The organism is Variovorax soli (assembly GCF_031454625.1).
Classification (GTDB): domain Bacteria; phylum Pseudomonadota; class Gammaproteobacteria; order Burkholderiales; family Burkholderiaceae_C; genus Variovorax; species Variovorax soli_A.
Genome location: NZ_JAVDRF010000023.1, coordinates 1 through 15,161, shown reverse-complemented (window position 1 = coordinate 15,161; position 15,161 = coordinate 1). Strand labels below are relative to the sequence as shown.

Here is a 15,161-nt window from a genome sequence, read left to right as displayed (position 1 = left end):
CTCCCTGCCAGCCGTACCGAAGAGCTGCTGCCGCATCGCTGGCAGCAGGGCTGATCGCCGAACTCGCCGTCAAGGCGAGTTGCCCGGACGCTTACTGCGCAGTAGGCTTCTGTCCTCGATCTGTGGTCACTTCGGCCGATCGCTGAACTGTGTGCCCAACGCTACCTTGGGCCGCAAATTCGGGAGAACCACATGAAGCGGAGACAAGTCGACCTGGCCGCCTTCGGCGCATGGCGCTTTTTTCAGGCGGTCCTGATCATCAGCGGTGTTGTCGCGATCCTCTGGGTGAGTGAGCCGCCGGGCGCCGCCAACGTGAAGGACCGGGGGCCACGACGGCAGGCGTAGTCTCGCCGGGTCTTCCGACGGTAAGTAATCGGTGCAGGCCGGCGCCCTCCCGCGGAAGGAAGGCGCTCGCGTGCCAGCGGGGGCCGTGGCGGGCGAAATACCCAACGAAGCTTGCGCCGGTCCTGGCGACTCTGGAGCGTCGCGCCATGCCGAGCCAAAAAAAGATTTGGCGCGGCGACGGATTCGAAGGCTCGGCGCGTTCAAGTTCTGTCGACGCTACGGCCTTTTCAAGGAGCTCTCCGTGAGGAATCTTTTTTTCGCCGCCGCCCTTGTTGCGGCCACCGCCCCGTTGACGGGTTGCGTCGTTGCGCCGGCAGTCCCCGCCCGCCATGCCCATGTCGCGCCTGCCGGCGTCGCATACGTCGCGCCCGTCTATGCCATGCCAGCGCCGGGTTATGTATGGGAGTATCACCCGCGATTCGGTTGGGGCTGGCGCCATCCGGTCTACGGCTGGCACCGCGGCTGGCGCTAAGGAGCGGCGCAACGATTCGACTCTTCCTTCGATATGTCCTTTGGCTGACCTCGATGACACTGACGACGATCTGCTGGTGCGACTCGCCCGCGACGAGCCGCAGGCCGCGCGTGAGTTGGTGGAGCGCAAGTTGCCGCGCCTGCTGGCGCTGGCGCAACGAATACTCGGCCAGCGCGCCGAGGCTGAGGAGATTGCGCAGGAAGCGTTCCTGCGCGTCTGGAAGCAGGCGCCGCGATGGCGCCCTGGGCAGGCGCGTTTCGACACCTGGCTGCACCGAGTGGTGCTCAACCTTTGCTACGACCGCTTGCGAAGCGCTCGCGCCGCGCATGAACAGTGTATGGACGAACTGCCTGAGACTGCAGATGCCGCTGCGACGCCGGAGCAACAACTGGGCCTGGATCAGCGCGGCGGGTGCGTCGCCGCTGCGCTGGCGCGCCTGCCTGCTCGTCAGCGTGAAGCGCTGGTCCTGCAGTACTACCAGGACGTGCCGCAAGCGGATGCCGCCGCGCTCATGGGCATTTCCGTCGATGCCCTGGAAAGTCTGCTGCGCCGTGCACGAAGCAGCCTGCGCATGCAACTATTGGACGTGGAGGTGCCGCCGTGACACCTGAACGACTGGGCGAACTCGCCGACGCTTGGGGCTCGGACCTGCGCCGATGGCCAGAGGCCGAGCGTGCGGCCGCGCAGATGCTGCTGGAGCGCGATCCTTTGGCGAAGGAATTCTTGGCGCGCGTCGCAGAACTCGATGCCCTGCTCGACTCGCATGCCGTCGCGCCGCCCGATGCGCTTCTGGTGCAGGCCATGCTGGCCAGCGTTCCGCAGCAGCATTTGATGGGCAAGCGCAAGCTCTGGCATTTCTCGCTCAATTGGTGGTCCGGTGCGGGTGTGGCCGGAGTCGGTCTGGCCGGCGCTGCCGCGGGGGCGCTGGTGGTCGCGATGGCCGTCACGACGGTGCCCGCGCCCGCTGCGATCGAGCGAACCTGGGCGCCGACTGCATTCGACAGCAGTGGGACCGACTGGAGCGAAGAATGAATCACGATGACCGATCGCGCCTCAGGACGTGGATGCTGCTGTCCGTGCTGCTGAACGCATTTCTTATCGGCGGCGTCACCGGCGGCGCTTGGTGGTGGTGGGCCAGTGTGGGGCATGCCGAGGGCGCAGCGCATGCCGCGGGGACATCCGCAATTCAGGGACCGCTGCCACAGCGTGGTCTTCGCTTTGCGGCCGATGGCTTGGCGCCCGCGCAGCGGCAGGCCTTCCGCGCCGGCTTGCGCGACGTGCGGCGCGAGGCCGCGGACCTGGCCCGGTCGAGTCGCGAGGGCCGTACTGAGGTGGCGCGCCTGCTGGCCGCACCGCAGCTCGATCGCGGCGCCGTTGAAGCGGCACTGGCCCGCACCCGCGCCGCAGATCTCGCGCTGCGAGAGCGGGTGGAAGGGTATGTCGTGGGCTACGCGGCCACCCTGTCGCCGGCCGACCGCCTCACGCTGGTACAGGGCCTTGCCGCCCAGCAGGGGTCTTTTCACGTGCCAATCCCACCGGCCAGACCTTGAGCATGGAGCTTCATCGATGACCGCCAGCGCCATTGCCCTCAACCGTTTCGGCCTCGGTGCCCGCCCGCAAGAGCCGCCGCCGCCCGAGCCGCGCCGCTGGTTGCTCGACCAGTTCGAGCGCTACCAGTCCCTCCCGGCCGCATGGTCTGGCCAGCAGCGCACCGACCTGCTGCTGGCGCACTACCAGGATCAGCGGCGCGAGGTGCGCAACGCCGCCGACGCCGACAAGCAGGCGGCGCGCCAGATGCTGCGCCGTGGCGCGCGCGACGAATACCTGGGGGCGGTCAACGCGCGGCTGGCGAGTGCCCTCGACACGCCCGCGCCATTCATCGAGCGCCTCGTGCATTTCTGGGCCAACCACTTCGCGATCTCGGTCGAGAAGCCCGCGGTGCTCGACCTGGCAGGCACGTATGAGACCGAAGCAATCCGCCCGCACGTGTTGGGCCGCTTCGACGAACTGCTTCTTTCGGCGGTGCGCCATCCGGCCATGCTGATCTACCTCGACCAAGCGCAGTCGATGGGCCCTGGCAGCGTGGCCGCACTTCGCGCAGCCGAGCGCAGTCCGCAGCGTCAGCGAGGCCTGAATGAGAACTTGGCGCGCGAAATCCTGGAGCTGCATACGCTCGGCGCGCGCAGCGGCTACACGCAGTCCGACGTGACCGAGTTCGCGCGGGCGCTCACCGGCTGGACCTTGGCCGGCGAGGCGGGCGAACAGAGCAGGGCAGACGTAACTGGCAATGGCTTCCAATTTCGGCCAGCGCTGCATGAGCCCGGCGCACGCACGGTGCTCGGCCGCGTCTACGCCGAAGGTGGAGAGGCGCAGGGGCTGGCGATCCTCCATGAAGTCGCCGCCGCGCCCGCGACGGCCAGGCACCTCGCATCCAAGCTGGCGCGTCACTTCGTCGCGGACGATCCGCCGCCGGCGCTGGTCGACCGGCTCACGGCGACCTTCCAGCGCAGCGGCGGCGATCTGCCGACCATGTACCGCGCCCTGATCGAGTCGCCCGAGAGCTGGGTCGCCGGGGCTGGCAAGTTCAAGACGCCGTGGGACTGGGCGCTGTCGTCCATGCGTGCGCTCGGCCGCCGCGAGTTGGAGGTCGCCCAGGGTGCGCAACTGCTCAATCAATTGGGACAGCCGGTTTGGCGGCCCGGTTCCCCCGCGGGCTACGACGACGTCGCGGCGAGCTGGGCCGCGCCGGAGGCACTGATGCGTCGTGTCGAGTCGGCGCAGCGTTTCGCCGCTCAGGCCGCCAACAGTATCGATCCACGCGCGCTGGCGCCACGCCTGCTGCCGGGCGACGCGCTGAGTGAAGCCACCGCCACTGCCATTGCGCGCGCGGAGAGCGCCAATACGGGTCTGGCGCTCCTTCTTGTGTCCCCCGATTTCCTGCGGAGATGAGCACCATGACCGATCGTCGATACCCTCGCCGCGATTTCCTGCGTGTGGCGACCGCGGGCGCGGCGCTGACGCTCATCGCGCCGCGTCTGGCGCTGGCCCGGGCCGCGACCGAGCGTCGCTTCGTCTTCGTCATCCAGCGCGGTGCGGCCGACGGGCTTGAGACGCTGCTGCCCTATGCCGACCCGGGCTACGCACGGCTGCGCGGCGCGCTGGCCCTGGACTCCACGACTGCCAGCCGCTTGGACGGCAGCTTTGCGCTGCACCCTGCGATGGTCGAAACCGCGAAGCTCTACGCTGCGAAAGAGGCGCTGTTCGTACATGCCGTGGCGTCGCCGTACCGCGACCGGTCGCACTTCGACGGCCAGAACGTGCTGGAGACCGGCGGGAGTTCGCCGTATCAACTGAAGGATGGCTGGCTCAACCGTCTGGTCGGCTTGCTGCCGCGCGCCGACAAGGAGGCGATCGCTTTCGCATCGACCGTACCGATGGCGTTGCGTGGCACGGCCGAGGTGGCCTCATACGCCCCGTCGGCCTTGCCCCAAGCCAGCGACGACCTGATGCTGCAGGTGGCGCAGCTCTATCAGGGGGATGCGCAACTGCACGCACTTTGGACCTCGGCCATGGCCACGCGCGGCATTGCGATGGGCGGCGACGCAAGCAGCATGACCGCAGGCGCGCGGCCGCGACAGGATGGCGCAAGCCTGGGCAAGCTCGCAGCCGGCTTTCTGGGGCGCGCCGACGGCCCGCGCATCGCCATGATCGAGACCGGCGGCTGGGACACCCACAGCGCACAGAACGCGCGCCTGGCAACCCAATTGCGCAACCTCGATGTCATGGTCGCCGCATTGCGCGAAGGCTTGGGCGGCGCGTGGTCGAACACTGTCGTACTGGTCGCTACCGAGTTCGGCCGCACCGCTGCGGCCAACGGCACCGGCGGCACCGACCACGGTACCGGCGCGGTCGCGATGCTGCTTGGCGGCGCAGTGCAGGGCGGTCGCGTGCTGGCCGACTGGCCGGGACTGGATCAAGCCAACCTCCACGAAAACCGTGACCTCAGGCCCACGACGAGCGTCGACGCGCTGATCGTTGGCGCTGCCGGCGAGTGCTTCGGTATTGATCCGGAGCGCCTGAGGCGCAGCCTTCTTGCCCGGAGTGGAGCGCTGCCCGGCGGCGGCAGCGGGAATGCCTTGCCGCGGCTCCTGCGTACCTGAAGAATTGCGCCGGGCCACTCGACCACCATGCCGACGATCGGGAAAGAAAGGACAGCGCGCCCACCGAATGGGTCGGCAGCTTTTGGATCGCGCTGTACAAGAGTGCAAGAGTGCAAGAGTGCAAAGGCCAGGCCGGTGTACACCGCACCCATTACTGCGAAATACCGCCAGGCAGCGTACTCACCCGGCAGGTCCGTCAGGTCCGCAAACGGAGCAATCATCACGATGCCCATCCAGACATGGATCAACGCCATGAGGTGCGGCGGCATCGCCAAGCTTCTTCGTCAGGAGATGGCATAGCAGACCGCCGCGCCAAATGCCCTCAGTACCTGGAGAGGTAGCAGCGTCGGGACCGGCATAGGAGGCCGTTGATGGCCTTGCGTGAACGATCAACAAGACGCCCGCAAAAGCGCAAAAGCGATTCCGAGCCACGTGAGCTTTGTCGCCGAGAGGGGTTCGGAGAAGAAGATCGCCCCGAGATCGCCCAGGATGAAGGTTGCGTGTTGTAGACCGCAATCGCGACGGAGCTCGAGGCGCGCGAGAAGGAGGCAAGGCCCATGGCAAACCCCAAAGGGGACCGCAGCGCAGGCGGCGCAGGGGAAGCAAAGCCGCCGAGGACCGGAAGCCGGGCCGCGCAGAAGGAGCGCGACCGTTCGGACGGTGATGCGACGAAGCGTGATCCTCGACATTGCGCGGTGGGCACCTGCGCACGTCGGGGGTCGGCACCGCGGGTGGTTCTCGGACCAGCATCCTGATAGTGGCCCGCTAGCACTACGCAAACTGATCAGGCGCCGCCGCACTCAAGGCCCCAGGGCCCAATCCCGGCTGCCGCCGGCGCGGGCAGCCCACGCCAGTGCGGCCACGAGCTGCGCCACCGAGTATGGCTTTGCAGCCAGAAGCTGTTCGGCGGGCTCGGGTCCGGCACGGGCCGTCTCGTGGCGAAGATCACCGGCAGGCCGCCACGTGCTTCCAGTTTTTTTGCCAAGTCACTCCGGAGAGCCCGGGCAGCCCCACGTCGACCATCAAGACGTCGAAGGCGCCCTCCGGGTAGCGCAGCAGCGCGAGCTCGGCGCTCGTGACGCCAGCAGCCCAATGTCCGAGCTCTCCAAGAAGCTCCACCGTCATCATGAGCGTAGCGGGCAAATCTTCAACCATCAAGATGCGTAAGGTCTGGGGCATCACCGCGACTCGGTCGAAAGCGGTGTCCTCCTCGGCAACCGAGCGGTTCCGAGTCCCCAGCATCGAGCCGCGTTTCATCACGCTGGCTGACCAGCTCGAAAACAGATGCGCGGCGTTCGCCTCAGAGGGCAAATAGCCCAGATCGTCGACTTCCTTTCAGCTAAACGGAAATCGACGAACTCGGTCAAGACGAAAGTCAGAATCTCGAGGTGCTCGAAAAGCCCGAGCCGCCGGCGATCACGTCTTCGTTGATGACATGCAGCGCCCCAGACCCCATCCTCAGCGTGTCGTTGAACGAGCCGAACGAAAAGCTGTTGCGGCTGGTGAGCCAGCTCGTTCGGGTTCGGCCTCGAGCTGACGGTCATGGATTAGGTTCTTCATGGCATCACGGTACTCTCCCGTGGGTGTGCGAAGTGAGAGCGCGACGTTTCTGACATCTCTCTTGCTGGATAGGGCTGTCTTCGCTACCGTGGCAACCGATACGGAGGTTATATGGAACCCAGTAGGCTTGAGGCGTTCAGCGATGGCGTGATTGCCATCATCATCACCATCATGGTGTTGGAATTAAAGGTGCCGCATAACGCTGACCTCTCGGCGTTGGTCCCGGTGCTGCCTGTTTTTCTGAGTTATGTTCTAAGCTTCGTGTACGTCGGCATTTACTGGAACAACCATCACCATATGTTCCAGCTTACAGAATCGGTCAACGGGTCGGTGCTATGGGCGAACCTGCATTTCCTGTTTTGGTTGTCATTGTTGCCGTTCACGACCGGCTGGATGGGCGAGAACCACTTCGAGCGTTGGCCCACGATTCTCTATGGCGTCAACCTGTTGTGCTGCGCCGTTGCTTACTATCTGCTTCAGAGCTCTATCATTCGACACGAGGGACCAGAGTGCCTGCTTGCAAAAGCGGTGTCGAGCGACTTCAAAGGCAAAGCTTCGCCGGTGCTGTACGTCGCCGGCATTCTGACCGCGTGGATTGTCGCGGCGTGGGCGGGCATGGCGTTCTTCGTGGTCGTGGCGCTCATGTGGCTGGCACCCGACCGAAGAGTCGAGAGTCTGATGGTCGAGCGACCGAAGTAGCGTCGGGACGTCATGGGGTCGACTTGTTTTGATTGCAGAAAGTGACGCGTCGATCGATGAGCGTCGGCGCGGGTTTCTGGACACGGCGCAGTGGAGGCGGGGCCTTTCGGGCGCCACACGTCAGGTCCTCAGCCTGATCCACACCGGCGCATGGTCGCTCGGCTTCACGGGGCCGCGGTGCGGTTGGTGTGGCGCATACTTGCAGCGCGCTTCGCTCGAGCTCGCCGCTACTCGGCCAAGCGAAGCCATGTTTCTTCGGTCGGGACACACGGTCAGCTTTTATAGTGCAGCGCCCATAGCCAGAACTGCCGCGGCGTCAGCAGCATCAGGATGATGGCGCCGAAGCGAAGGGAGAAGCGATGCTGCCAAGGCATGCCGGGCCATAGCAGCGCTCGCCAGGCGTTCATGCGTTCGCCGTCCCGCGCATAGCGAACGGCGACCACCCGCATGTTCCGAAAGAAGCGGCGGCTCTTCAAGGCTTCGTGCTCGGGCGGCACGCGCAGCTGGCACGCCAGTTCGAAGGCCCGGTGGGCGTCCACGCCGCGGCCGGCGACGGTGACGGAACCGGCCTGCACCCGGTAGCGCGACACGGCCTGCCCCACGAAGCGCGCCCAGGCGCCGCCGTTGGCCAGGCGCACCGAGAAGCCCCAGTCGCCCACGTTGCCATCGCGCTCGCCGCGCATGTGCTGCAGATAGCTCGCCTTCTCCACCAGGAAGGCATCCGAGGGAATTGATTCCGTCAGACACCACTGCCACACAGGGCGCGCCGCGGCCGAGCCCTGCCGCCCGTACCACAGGTCGCTGGCGGCGGAACGCACCGGATCGACCACTCCGGCCTCGTTCATGATCAGCTGGGTCCCGAACCACAGCTTGACCCGGTCATCGGTTTCGTTGGCGCAGGCATCCGCCAGCAGGCTCACCGCGCCGGGACACAGCTGGTCATCGTTGTGCAGGATCAACAGGTGGCCGAACTTCGCGCGCGAGGCCAGGAACCACTGGTTGGGATAAGTCCCGCGAGAAGGCTCGCTCGGCTGGTAGTCGATGAGTTCCGCCAGCCCGCTCTGCGCAATGACCGCTTGGTTGCGAGCCCAGTAGGCGCGCGGGCTATCGTCGCCGATGACGATCTCTCCGATCAGCGCGCGCTCCTGTTGCGCGATGCTTTGCAGCGCTTCGGCCAATTGTTCCGGCCGCGCGTAAGCAGGGATGAGGATGGAGATCAGCACGACAGAGCTGATGCCCGCGCTGGGTGCTTCTCCATGATCAGCCGCACGGCGGAAATCACGTCACCGACGTCCTGATCGCTCAGCTTGGCCGAGATTGGCAACGAGACGATCTGCCGGCCCACGCGCGTGGCATGCGGCGTGTGCTCCGGTCGCCAGCCGAGGCTTTGCTGGTAGTAGGGGTGCTCCGGCAGTGCGAGGTAATGCACACCGACGCCGATGCCCTGCGATGTCATGGCATCGAGGAAGTGGTCGCGCGAGATGCCGCATCGAGCCTCGTCGAGTTGCACGCTGAAAAGATGATGCGCGTGGCGCGTTTCCGGTGCCGGCACCGGAGGCAGCGTCAGCGGGAGTTCCGCAAGCTCCCTGACATAACGCTCCCAGATCTGCTTGCGGCGCCGCCAGTACGGCTCAACACGCTTCAGCTGCTGCAGGCCGATCGCCGCCTGCAGGTCCATCATGTTGTACTTGAAGCCCGCCTCGACCACGTCGTAGTGCTTGTAGCCTTCATCGCCGAAGCGCTTCCACGCATCCTTGGTCATTCCGTGCAGGCCGAGCACCTTGATGCGGGCGGCGTCCTCCTCCTTGCGCGCCAGTACCATGCCGCCTTCGCCGGTGACGATGTTCTTGGTCACGTAGAAGGAGAAGCAGCCGAAATCGCCGATGGTGCCGACGTTGCGGCCATGGTACTGCGTCTCGATGGCGTGAGCGCAATCTTCGATGACCTTGAGGCCGTGATGCCGCGCGAGCGGCATCAGTTCATCCATCTCGCAGGGTCGTCCGGCGAAATGCACCGGCACCATGGCGCGAGTGCGCGGACCGAGCCTGGCGCGCACCTGTGCCGGGTCGATGTTCAGGGTGCCGGGATCGATATCGGCCAGCACCGGCGTCGCGCCTGCGTGAATGATCGCGTTGACCGTGGCGCAGAAGGTCAGCGGCGTGGTGATGACCTCGTCGCCCGGGCCAACGCCGGAGGCCAGCAACGAAAGATGAAGGGCTGCGGAGCAGGAGTTCAGCGCGACGGCGTGCGCCGCACCGCGATAGCGGCCGAACTCGCGCTCGAACTGCGCCACCCGCGGTCCGGTGCCGAGCCAGCCCGATCGCATGACCGCCTCGACCTCCGCGATCTCGGCTTCTTCGATCTTCGGCGAACCGAAGACCAGAAAATTTTCCCTGCTGCGTATGGGCATGGAGCTCCCCACTTGCGCTGACGAACACGCCAGCCGTTCAAGACCCAGTGCCGGGGCCGGTTGCAATGGCCGTGGCCTGACTTCTCCTCGCTCCTGCGCGGAATACTAGTACAGACTGACGCAGTCCGATGGCAAGTGACGCTAAAAAACACCTATGTACGCGCTCGCGCATCGCGCCTCAAAAAAGAGCTTGGGTATCACTGGCGGCCGCGCGCCTTCGATCATCAGCATCCCAAGCTTCGCCATCGCGCCGCCGTGCGCCGAGAATTCGCCGGGCTTGCCGCCGGCCGCCAATACCCGGCGGCAGGGCACCCCCGGCGCAAAGCGGTTGTGGCCGAGCGCCTGGCCGATGGCGCGCGAGAGGCCCTCGTCGCCGAGCTCAGCGGCAATCTCGCTGTAGCTGCGCGTCTGGCCGCGATGCGGCGTGCGATCTCTAGACGCGGCGGTGCAAGCGTACGTCTTCCAGGACATTGATCTCCGCCAAGTCTCGCGGCTCGCCGAAGCCTGGGCGAAGCGCCGCTGCGTTGCGAGGCGACTTCGGTAAGTGTAAAAACGTGTGATGAACTACAACCGTCACGTCCCAGTTTTGTGAGAAAGCAAGAACGAAGGCCGCTTACGCTCCACGGGGCTCGCTCAGGCAGACGGTTAACAACCAGTGGTTGCGCCACCAGAACTGCATGACCGCCAGCGAACCCCATTTCGCCTCTACCGGCTCCTGCAATACCGCGACGCAGTTGCGCACCACCGCCTCTTCTCGGATCTTTACGCGCAGCGCGTCGAAGAGGATCACCCCGAAGTTCGTGCTACGGTGACCGCATCGTTTGCCGCAACAAAGATCTTGTTACGCACACGGCGACGGCAGGCAGAATTTTCGATTTCCAACCAAACCTTCCGACGGATCGTAGAGCTACGTCGCAACAAGGACTGTGACGCCACTCCCCAAAGAAGACGGCGTGCCAGGTTCGGTGCTATGGCGATAGCGTTTTCATCTCGATCAGCCCCGTCAGCAACTTCAGTTGCTGCCTTTGGATTTCCAGCAGTTCGGCCCACTGCTTCTCGCGCAAATGATCGATCTTTTCGTGCAGCAGCATGATCTCCAACTCGGACTTGAGATTGACCTCATAGTCGTGTGCGGCATGGATCCGGTCTTTCTCAGACTGCCGATTCTGCGACATCAGGATGATGGGCGCCTGCACGGCTGCCAGCATTGAAAGGAACAGGTTGAGCAGGATGAACGGGTATGGGTCGAAGGTGCTGCCGCGGCTCGTCAGCAACAGCGCGTTTAGCGTGATCCACAGCAGCATGGTGGCGCCGAAGAGCCCGACGAAGATCCATGAACCGCCGAAGGACGCCACCGCATCCGCGGCGCGCTGGCCGAAGGACTGACCGACTCCGGCGTCCTGCGTCAAATTGCGCGAGACATGGGTGCGCTCGGCAACGTGCCGCGCGACCCGCTTGGTTCGCTCGTCCAGGGCTTCGTAAGGCGAGCCCAATAGCTGGGTTGCGATGTCGGCGGGTTTATGCATCGTGACTCCCGAATGGAACAGACCTGATCTTGACATCGTCCGCCACTTCGCCAGGTTTATCGGCCCCTTCCTCGACCCGGGATCTTTTCTTCAACGACATGTCAGGCAGACAATCTCGGATCCAAGGTTGTTTTGAAAACTCACGAAGGCGGGCCCCGCTTATGGCAACCAAATCCGGCGGCAAGGTCGAACAGGCTAGCGACAGCGCGCCGTTGAAGATGCTCGCCCGCGTCGGGTTGATCGCCTACGGCGTTGTACACCTCTTGATCGGCTGGCTGGCGCTGCGCATCGCCTGGGGCGCGTCGGCCAGCAAGAGCGCTGACATCTCCGGGGCGCTAAGAACATTGGCTGATCAGCCCTTCGGCAAGATCCTGCTATGGCTGGTTGCGGTGGGCATGGTGGCGCTCGCGCTGTGGCAGGCCAGTGTAGCCATCTGGGGCCATCGCAATTGCGAAGGTGCCAAGCGGCTCCGCAAGCAGGTCACCAGCGGGGCCAAGGCCGTGATCTACGCCGCGCTGGGGGTCAGCGCAGCGTCGATCGTCCTCGGCTGGGGATCGTGGGACTCGCGGTCCCAGCAGCAGACCACCTCAGGTGTGCTGGCGTGGCCCGCGGGGCAGGCGATCGTCGTGGTGACGGGGCTGATCATCATTGGCATCGGCGTGGCCGGGACGGTCAAGGGCGTGAAGAAATCCTTCAGTGAGGAGATTGACACTTTGTCAATGACCCCAGCAGCCCGCAAGGGCGTGGCGCGATTAGGCCAAGTCGGATACATCGCCAAGGGCGTGGCTCTGGGCGTGGTGGGCGGCTTGCTGAGCTATGCGGCGCTGACCTTCCACCGGCAGAAGGCGCCGGGGCTGGACGGCGCACTGCATGCGATCCTGGCGCAGCCGTTGGGGAGGCTTCTGCTTACGGCCGTGGCGCTCGGATTCATGGCCTTCGGCTTGTTCGCGATGCTCGAGTCACGATACCGCCGGATGTAATTCCTTCAGCCTCAGGTGAATGGAACGGTGTTTCGCGACACGATGAATCGCCCAAGTGCCTGCGTCGTTGGACTTTGCCTGCGCCCTGCAGCGGGCTGGTGCTAGTCAAGGCTCGACGCCAGCAATTCGTCGATCGGCTTCAGGTCGTCGATCTGCTGGCCAGCGTGGTCCTGTGGTACAGCGAACTGCGAAAGTCGGTGCGTCCCCGGTCGCGATCCCACGCTACACGAAAGCGGCGCGGTGGCGAGGGAGCCGGATCTCGAATCGCGTGCCGTTTTCAGCGGATGAGGTTGCGCTGATCGTGCCCGAATGCGCTGTCAGGATGGCGCGCGCGACGTACAGGCCGCGTGCGATTTTTGCGCCCGATGGATACGAAGCCAGGTCCTGAACCCTGCCGCGAACGAAGGGGTCGAAGATCTTCTGCAGGGCCTCCGAAGGAATTGCATTCCCGAAGTTGTGAACGGCGAGCACCACCTCGTCATCGCAAGTGCCGTCCAGGGTCACGCGGACCGGCTTTGCGGCCGCTCCGTACTTCAGGGCATTGAGAGGTCGCAAACCATGGATTCGAGAAGGCAAACCGGGCTCCGTCGGATCCTACGGGCTGACCCGGCACATGGCTACACCATCGCTCGGCGGGCGGCCTACATTGGTTGTGGAGCAATGTCGCTCTGAGCACTTTAAGGAGACGTCCATGGCAAATCAACCAGGCCAAAACAACCCCAATCAACCGGGGAACCAACCAAGTCAACCGGGTCAGCAAGAGCAGAACAATCCCGGACGGCAGCAGCCGGGCCAAGGCAGCCCGACAACACCTCAGCAGCCAGGGCAAGGTCAGAAGGGCTAGGGCCTTTCGAAGTTCGCTCCTCTCTAGGGGCGCTTGAGCCGCCGCGCTCGGCAGCGTTTTCTGCCCTGTGCGCTGTGCCTGGTACCAGTTGCATCACCCGCTTAGTCCGAACTTCAACTCGGCTCCCCCACCGCTTCGGCCGGGGGAGACTGCATCACAAAATTTCAGATGCGGCAGAACGCCTTCTCGAAAGGTCTCGCATCGGGGACCATGTTTACTTTCTCTGTACGGCGACGGCGCCAAGCGGTGTCGAGTGAAATTCCTACAACGCTTTGGGATTTCTGCCGGTCCAGACAGTAAGGCGAAAAGGCCGATCTCGAATATCTTTTAGCGGTCACTGTGGCCGCCGCCTGCCTGTTTGCTCCGTCACCGACGGGTTGAATACGGCTGCACAAGATGGAACTGCCGATGGCTTCGCTAACTGACAGAGTGAGGAGGGTGCCAGCTTGGGACAAGCAAAAAAGAATCAACATGATGCGGATGCAGCCAGGCGCAACGCCTCACTGATCGGCGGCGCCCTTCTGGCCGTCGTTCTCTTTCGATCGTCGTGGCGGGCTGCAGAGGGGCTGCGGTTCCCTGGGGCTTCGAGATCGAGACGGATATGCGCTTTCGGGGGTGCGTACGCTTTCGTGATGAGGCTACGAATTCGGGAATGGCTGGTGGGCTTCGAAGCTCCACTCGGCCGAAGGTTCCATGCGGCTTAAGATCTAGACACCATCAAATGGAGACATTGCATGACGCTCGATGAATACACAGAAGCCGCGAAGAAAATCTATGCGGAGCAGCAGAACCTCGTTCAGTCGATGTCGCAGCTCGCGCTCTCGGCCAGAGCTGTGCCGGCCAACCCGGAATTCCTAGCTCTCATGACGAAGCAGTGGGGGCTTGTGCAGCAACTTGCCTCGCTGAACACGGAGTTGATGCTCGGCATTGTGGTCCCAAAGAAAATAGGAGGCAGGTAGATTGCCGGCTGCGGCTGGCCCCACGGACCCCCAATATGGAGCTGCTGCACCTACCCCCGGTGGGTAACGAGTAGGTATGACAATCAACCAACAACCCAAGGCCCGACGCAGAGAGCAGTTTGCCCGATCCGGGCACATTGGAAGGCGTCCGTAGGGCGACTGGAGATGCGGCCGCGCGAGAGGACATGATGGCGACCGTGCGGGAGCTCACTGCGGCTCTTTGGGTTGGCGCTGCTGGTCGGGCCGTTGGGCTTTGGCGGGGTCCGCCAGCGCTGCAGCAGGCGCGCTGACACCGCGCGGGGCTTGTGGGACCGCGGGCACAACGCGCTGCGCGGCCTCGCCCGCCGTTGGCCCTGGATGCGCAATAGAGCAAAGTGCTGCTGGACACCCCCAACAGCATCACCCGGCCTCGTATTTTGTTCAGCAACAAACAAGTGCCGCCCATGAATTGCCACCAGCCGACACGTTGTCAAAATGGCTTGACAAACAGCCCCTTAGAAGTGACGGTAAGGGCACCGCAAAGAAAATGCGGCTTCTCACGCGTCGTAGCCGGTGAAGAGCTTGCGCACGTCGGTTGATCATGAACCTCCCGCCGTGTGCTGCTGCCGGGGCTGGGCGACGGCCATTAATCGGCGAGAGCGCCCACAGGCTCCAGGTCGATTCCAGTGTCGGGCTCGGGGACCGCTCGAGGATCGCCTGCCGCGTTGCATCGCGCAGCGCGACCGCTGCTGCCCAGTCCTGCTGCGACGCGACGATCGGCGCGCCGACCTCGATCACCCCCGGCACGAAATCAGAAACGATCATTCGGCCGTGAGCAATGCTCACGCCGTTCTGAGCGACATGGGGGCATGTCGTACTCCCGAATGGATGGCTGAGATGGCAAAGGAGCCGTTCTTCAAGTTGGCACGGGCAATCGGGCAATCAGGCGCGTCATCTCATTCGCAGAGCTTCGCGATGATCTGCGAAAGGTGGTGGGTAGAAATGAACGGGGCCGTTTACGTGCACTACGCGATATGTGCCCGACCGTTCTTTATTGCCATGGCTGGAGCGTCCATGTCTCCCACTTGACGTGTATTCGATTGCGGGAGGCATTTCAATCTCCGCATCCAATTGGGGAAATTTCCTCTCCCCTAAAATTTGCCCCGCGAGTTGGGTCCCCCGCCGCACGCGCACTTTGCCCAACCAAGTCCCCCGATGTCCAACTTT

At 64.3% G+C, this 15,161-nt stretch carries 17 protein-coding genes and 1 pseudogene; 10 read left to right on the top strand and 8 right to left on the bottom strand.

Features of this window, described 5'->3' with window-relative positions:
* The first annotated feature begins 192 nt into the window (after window positions 1–192).
* The 7 genes from J2739_RS27630 to J2739_RS27600 all read left to right on the top strand — a co-directional run bounded on the left by J2739_RS27630 (window position 193) and on the right by J2739_RS27600 (window position 4,977).
* Entirely contained in the window at window positions 193–345 is a 153-nt protein-coding gene (locus tag J2739_RS27630; RefSeq protein WP_309907705.1) for a hypothetical protein, read from the top strand.
* A gap of 241 nt (window positions 346–586) precedes the next feature.
* Complete coding sequence (locus J2739_RS27625; protein WP_309907703.1) at window positions 587–817, top strand: hypothetical protein; 231 nt, start codon at window positions 587–589, stop codon at window positions 815–817.
* Between the two features lie 40 nt (window positions 818–857).
* Complete coding sequence (locus J2739_RS27620; RefSeq protein WP_309907700.1) at window positions 858–1,421, top strand: RNA polymerase sigma factor; 564 nt, start codon at window positions 858–860, stop codon at window positions 1,419–1,421.
* Window positions 1,418–1,849 (top strand): hypothetical protein, encoded by a 432-nt coding sequence (locus tag J2739_RS27615; protein WP_309907698.1) that lies wholly within the window; start codon window positions 1,418–1,420, stop codon window positions 1,847–1,849. Before J2739_RS27620 ends, J2739_RS27615 begins: the two co-directional genes overlap by 4 nt.
* Complete coding sequence (locus tag J2739_RS27610) at window positions 1,846–2,367, top strand: periplasmic heavy metal sensor (RefSeq protein ID WP_309907696.1); 522 nt, start codon at window positions 1,846–1,848, stop codon at window positions 2,365–2,367. The genes J2739_RS27615 and J2739_RS27610 overlap by 4 nt, the downstream gene beginning before the upstream one ends.
* Before the next feature lie 16 nt (window positions 2,368–2,383).
* Window positions 2,384–3,766 carry a DUF1800 domain-containing protein gene (locus tag J2739_RS27605; RefSeq protein WP_309907694.1) on the top strand — a complete coding sequence of 461 codons (1,383 nt, stop codon included), beginning with the start codon at window positions 2,384–2,386 and terminating at the stop codon, window positions 3,764–3,766.
* 5 nt (window positions 3,767–3,771) lie between these two features.
* Window positions 3,772–4,977, top strand: a complete 1,206-nt coding sequence (locus J2739_RS27600; protein WP_405053979.1) for a DUF1501 domain-containing protein — start codon at window positions 3,772–3,774, stop codon at window positions 4,975–4,977.
* 945 nt (window positions 4,978–5,922) lie between these two features.
* On the opposite strand, the gene J2739_RS27595 is transcribed toward J2739_RS27600, so the two are convergent.
* Window positions 5,923–6,288, bottom strand: coding sequence for a response regulator (locus tag J2739_RS27595; protein ID WP_309907689.1), 366 nt, complete (start codon window positions 6,286–6,288; stop codon window positions 5,923–5,925).
* A gap of 360 nt (window positions 6,289–6,648) precedes the next feature.
* Between J2739_RS27595 and J2739_RS27590 the strand changes: the two genes are divergently transcribed.
* Window positions 6,649–7,236 (top strand): TMEM175 family protein, encoded by a 588-nt coding sequence (locus J2739_RS27590; protein WP_309907687.1) that lies wholly within the window; start codon window positions 6,649–6,651, stop codon window positions 7,234–7,236.
* A 272-nt stretch (window positions 7,237–7,508) separates the two neighbouring features.
* On the opposite strand, the gene J2739_RS27585 is transcribed toward J2739_RS27590, so the two are convergent.
* From J2739_RS27585 to J2739_RS27565, 5 genes and pseudogenes are all read right to left on the bottom strand, one after another.
* A complete protein-coding gene (locus J2739_RS27585) occupies window positions 7,509–8,459 on the bottom strand; it encodes a glycosyltransferase family 2 protein (protein ID WP_309907685.1) in 951 nt (316 codons plus the stop codon).
* The gene (locus J2739_RS27580; protein ID WP_309907683.1) at window positions 8,453–9,712 is read right to left on the bottom strand and encodes a DegT/DnrJ/EryC1/StrS family aminotransferase; all 1,260 of its coding nucleotides are present in this window, start codon (window positions 9,710–9,712) and stop codon (window positions 8,453–8,455) included. The genes J2739_RS27585 and J2739_RS27580 overlap by 7 nt, the downstream gene beginning before the upstream one ends.
* 75 nt (window positions 9,713–9,787) lie before the next feature.
* Window positions 9,788–10,060 (bottom strand): annotated as a pseudogene (locus J2739_RS27575) (methylated-DNA--[protein]-cysteine S-methyltransferase); the annotation flags it as partial.
* A 199-nt stretch (window positions 10,061–10,259) separates the two neighbouring features.
* Window positions 10,260–10,436 carry a hypothetical protein gene (locus J2739_RS27570; protein ID WP_309907681.1) on the bottom strand — a complete coding sequence of 59 codons (177 nt, stop codon included), beginning with the start codon at window positions 10,434–10,436 and terminating at the stop codon, window positions 10,260–10,262.
* A 178-nt stretch (window positions 10,437–10,614) separates the two neighbouring features.
* Window positions 10,615–11,172, bottom strand: a complete 558-nt coding sequence (locus J2739_RS27565; protein WP_309907679.1) for a DUF1003 domain-containing protein — start codon at window positions 11,170–11,172, stop codon at window positions 10,615–10,617.
* Window positions 11,173–11,333: 161 nt separating this feature from the next.
* Between J2739_RS27565 and J2739_RS27560 the strand changes: the two genes are divergently transcribed.
* A complete protein-coding gene (locus J2739_RS27560) occupies window positions 11,334–12,152 on the top strand; it encodes a DUF1206 domain-containing protein (RefSeq protein ID WP_309907677.1) in 819 nt (272 codons plus the stop codon).
* A 222-nt stretch (window positions 12,153–12,374) separates the two neighbouring features.
* Here J2739_RS27560 and J2739_RS27555 read toward each other — a convergent pair whose 3' ends face one another.
* On the bottom strand, window positions 12,375–12,707 hold the full coding sequence (locus J2739_RS27555; RefSeq protein WP_309907706.1) for a sensor histidine kinase: 333 nt from the start codon (window positions 12,705–12,707) through the stop codon (window positions 12,375–12,377).
* Window positions 12,708–13,730: 1,023 nt separating this feature from the next.
* Between J2739_RS27555 and J2739_RS27550 the strand changes: the two genes are divergently transcribed.
* Window positions 13,731–13,955: a hypothetical protein gene (locus tag J2739_RS27550; protein ID WP_309907675.1), complete on the top strand. Its 225-nt coding sequence runs from the start codon at window positions 13,731–13,733 to the stop codon at window positions 13,953–13,955.
* A 420-nt stretch (window positions 13,956–14,375) separates the two neighbouring features.
* Here J2739_RS27550 and J2739_RS27545 read toward each other — a convergent pair whose 3' ends face one another.
* The gene (locus J2739_RS27545; protein WP_309907672.1) at window positions 14,376–14,780 is read right to left on the bottom strand and encodes a hypothetical protein; all 405 of its coding nucleotides are present in this window, start codon (window positions 14,778–14,780) and stop codon (window positions 14,376–14,378) included.
* Window positions 14,781–15,161 lie beyond the last annotated feature (381 nt).

Excerpts from the sequence above, each read along its gene's own strand:
- J2739_RS27630 (WP_309907705.1), top strand. The coding sequence starts at position 193 with ATGAAGCGGAGACAAGTCGACCTGGCCGCCTTCGGCGCATGGCGCTTT.
- J2739_RS27610 (WP_309907696.1), top strand. The coding sequence starts at position 1,846 with ATGAATCACGATGACCGATCGCGCCTCAGGACGTGGATGCTGCTGTCC.
- J2739_RS27605 (WP_309907694.1), top strand. The coding sequence starts at position 2,384 with ATGACCGCCAGCGCCATTGCCCTCAACCGTTTCGGCCTCGGTGCCCGC.
- J2739_RS27600 (WP_405053979.1), top strand. The coding sequence starts at position 3,772 with ATGACCGATCGTCGATACCCTCGCCGCGATTTCCTGCGTGTGGCGACC.
- J2739_RS27590 (WP_309907687.1), top strand. The coding sequence starts at position 6,649 with ATGGAACCCAGTAGGCTTGAGGCGTTCAGCGATGGCGTGATTGCCATC.
- J2739_RS27565 (WP_309907679.1), bottom strand. The coding sequence starts at position 11,172 with ATGCATAAACCCGCCGACATCGCAACCCAGCTATTGGGCTCGCCTTAC.
- J2739_RS27560 (WP_309907677.1), top strand. The coding sequence starts at position 11,334 with ATGGCAACCAAATCCGGCGGCAAGGTCGAACAGGCTAGCGACAGCGCG.
- J2739_RS27550 (WP_309907675.1), top strand. The coding sequence starts at position 13,731 with ATGACGCTCGATGAATACACAGAAGCCGCGAAGAAAATCTATGCGGAG.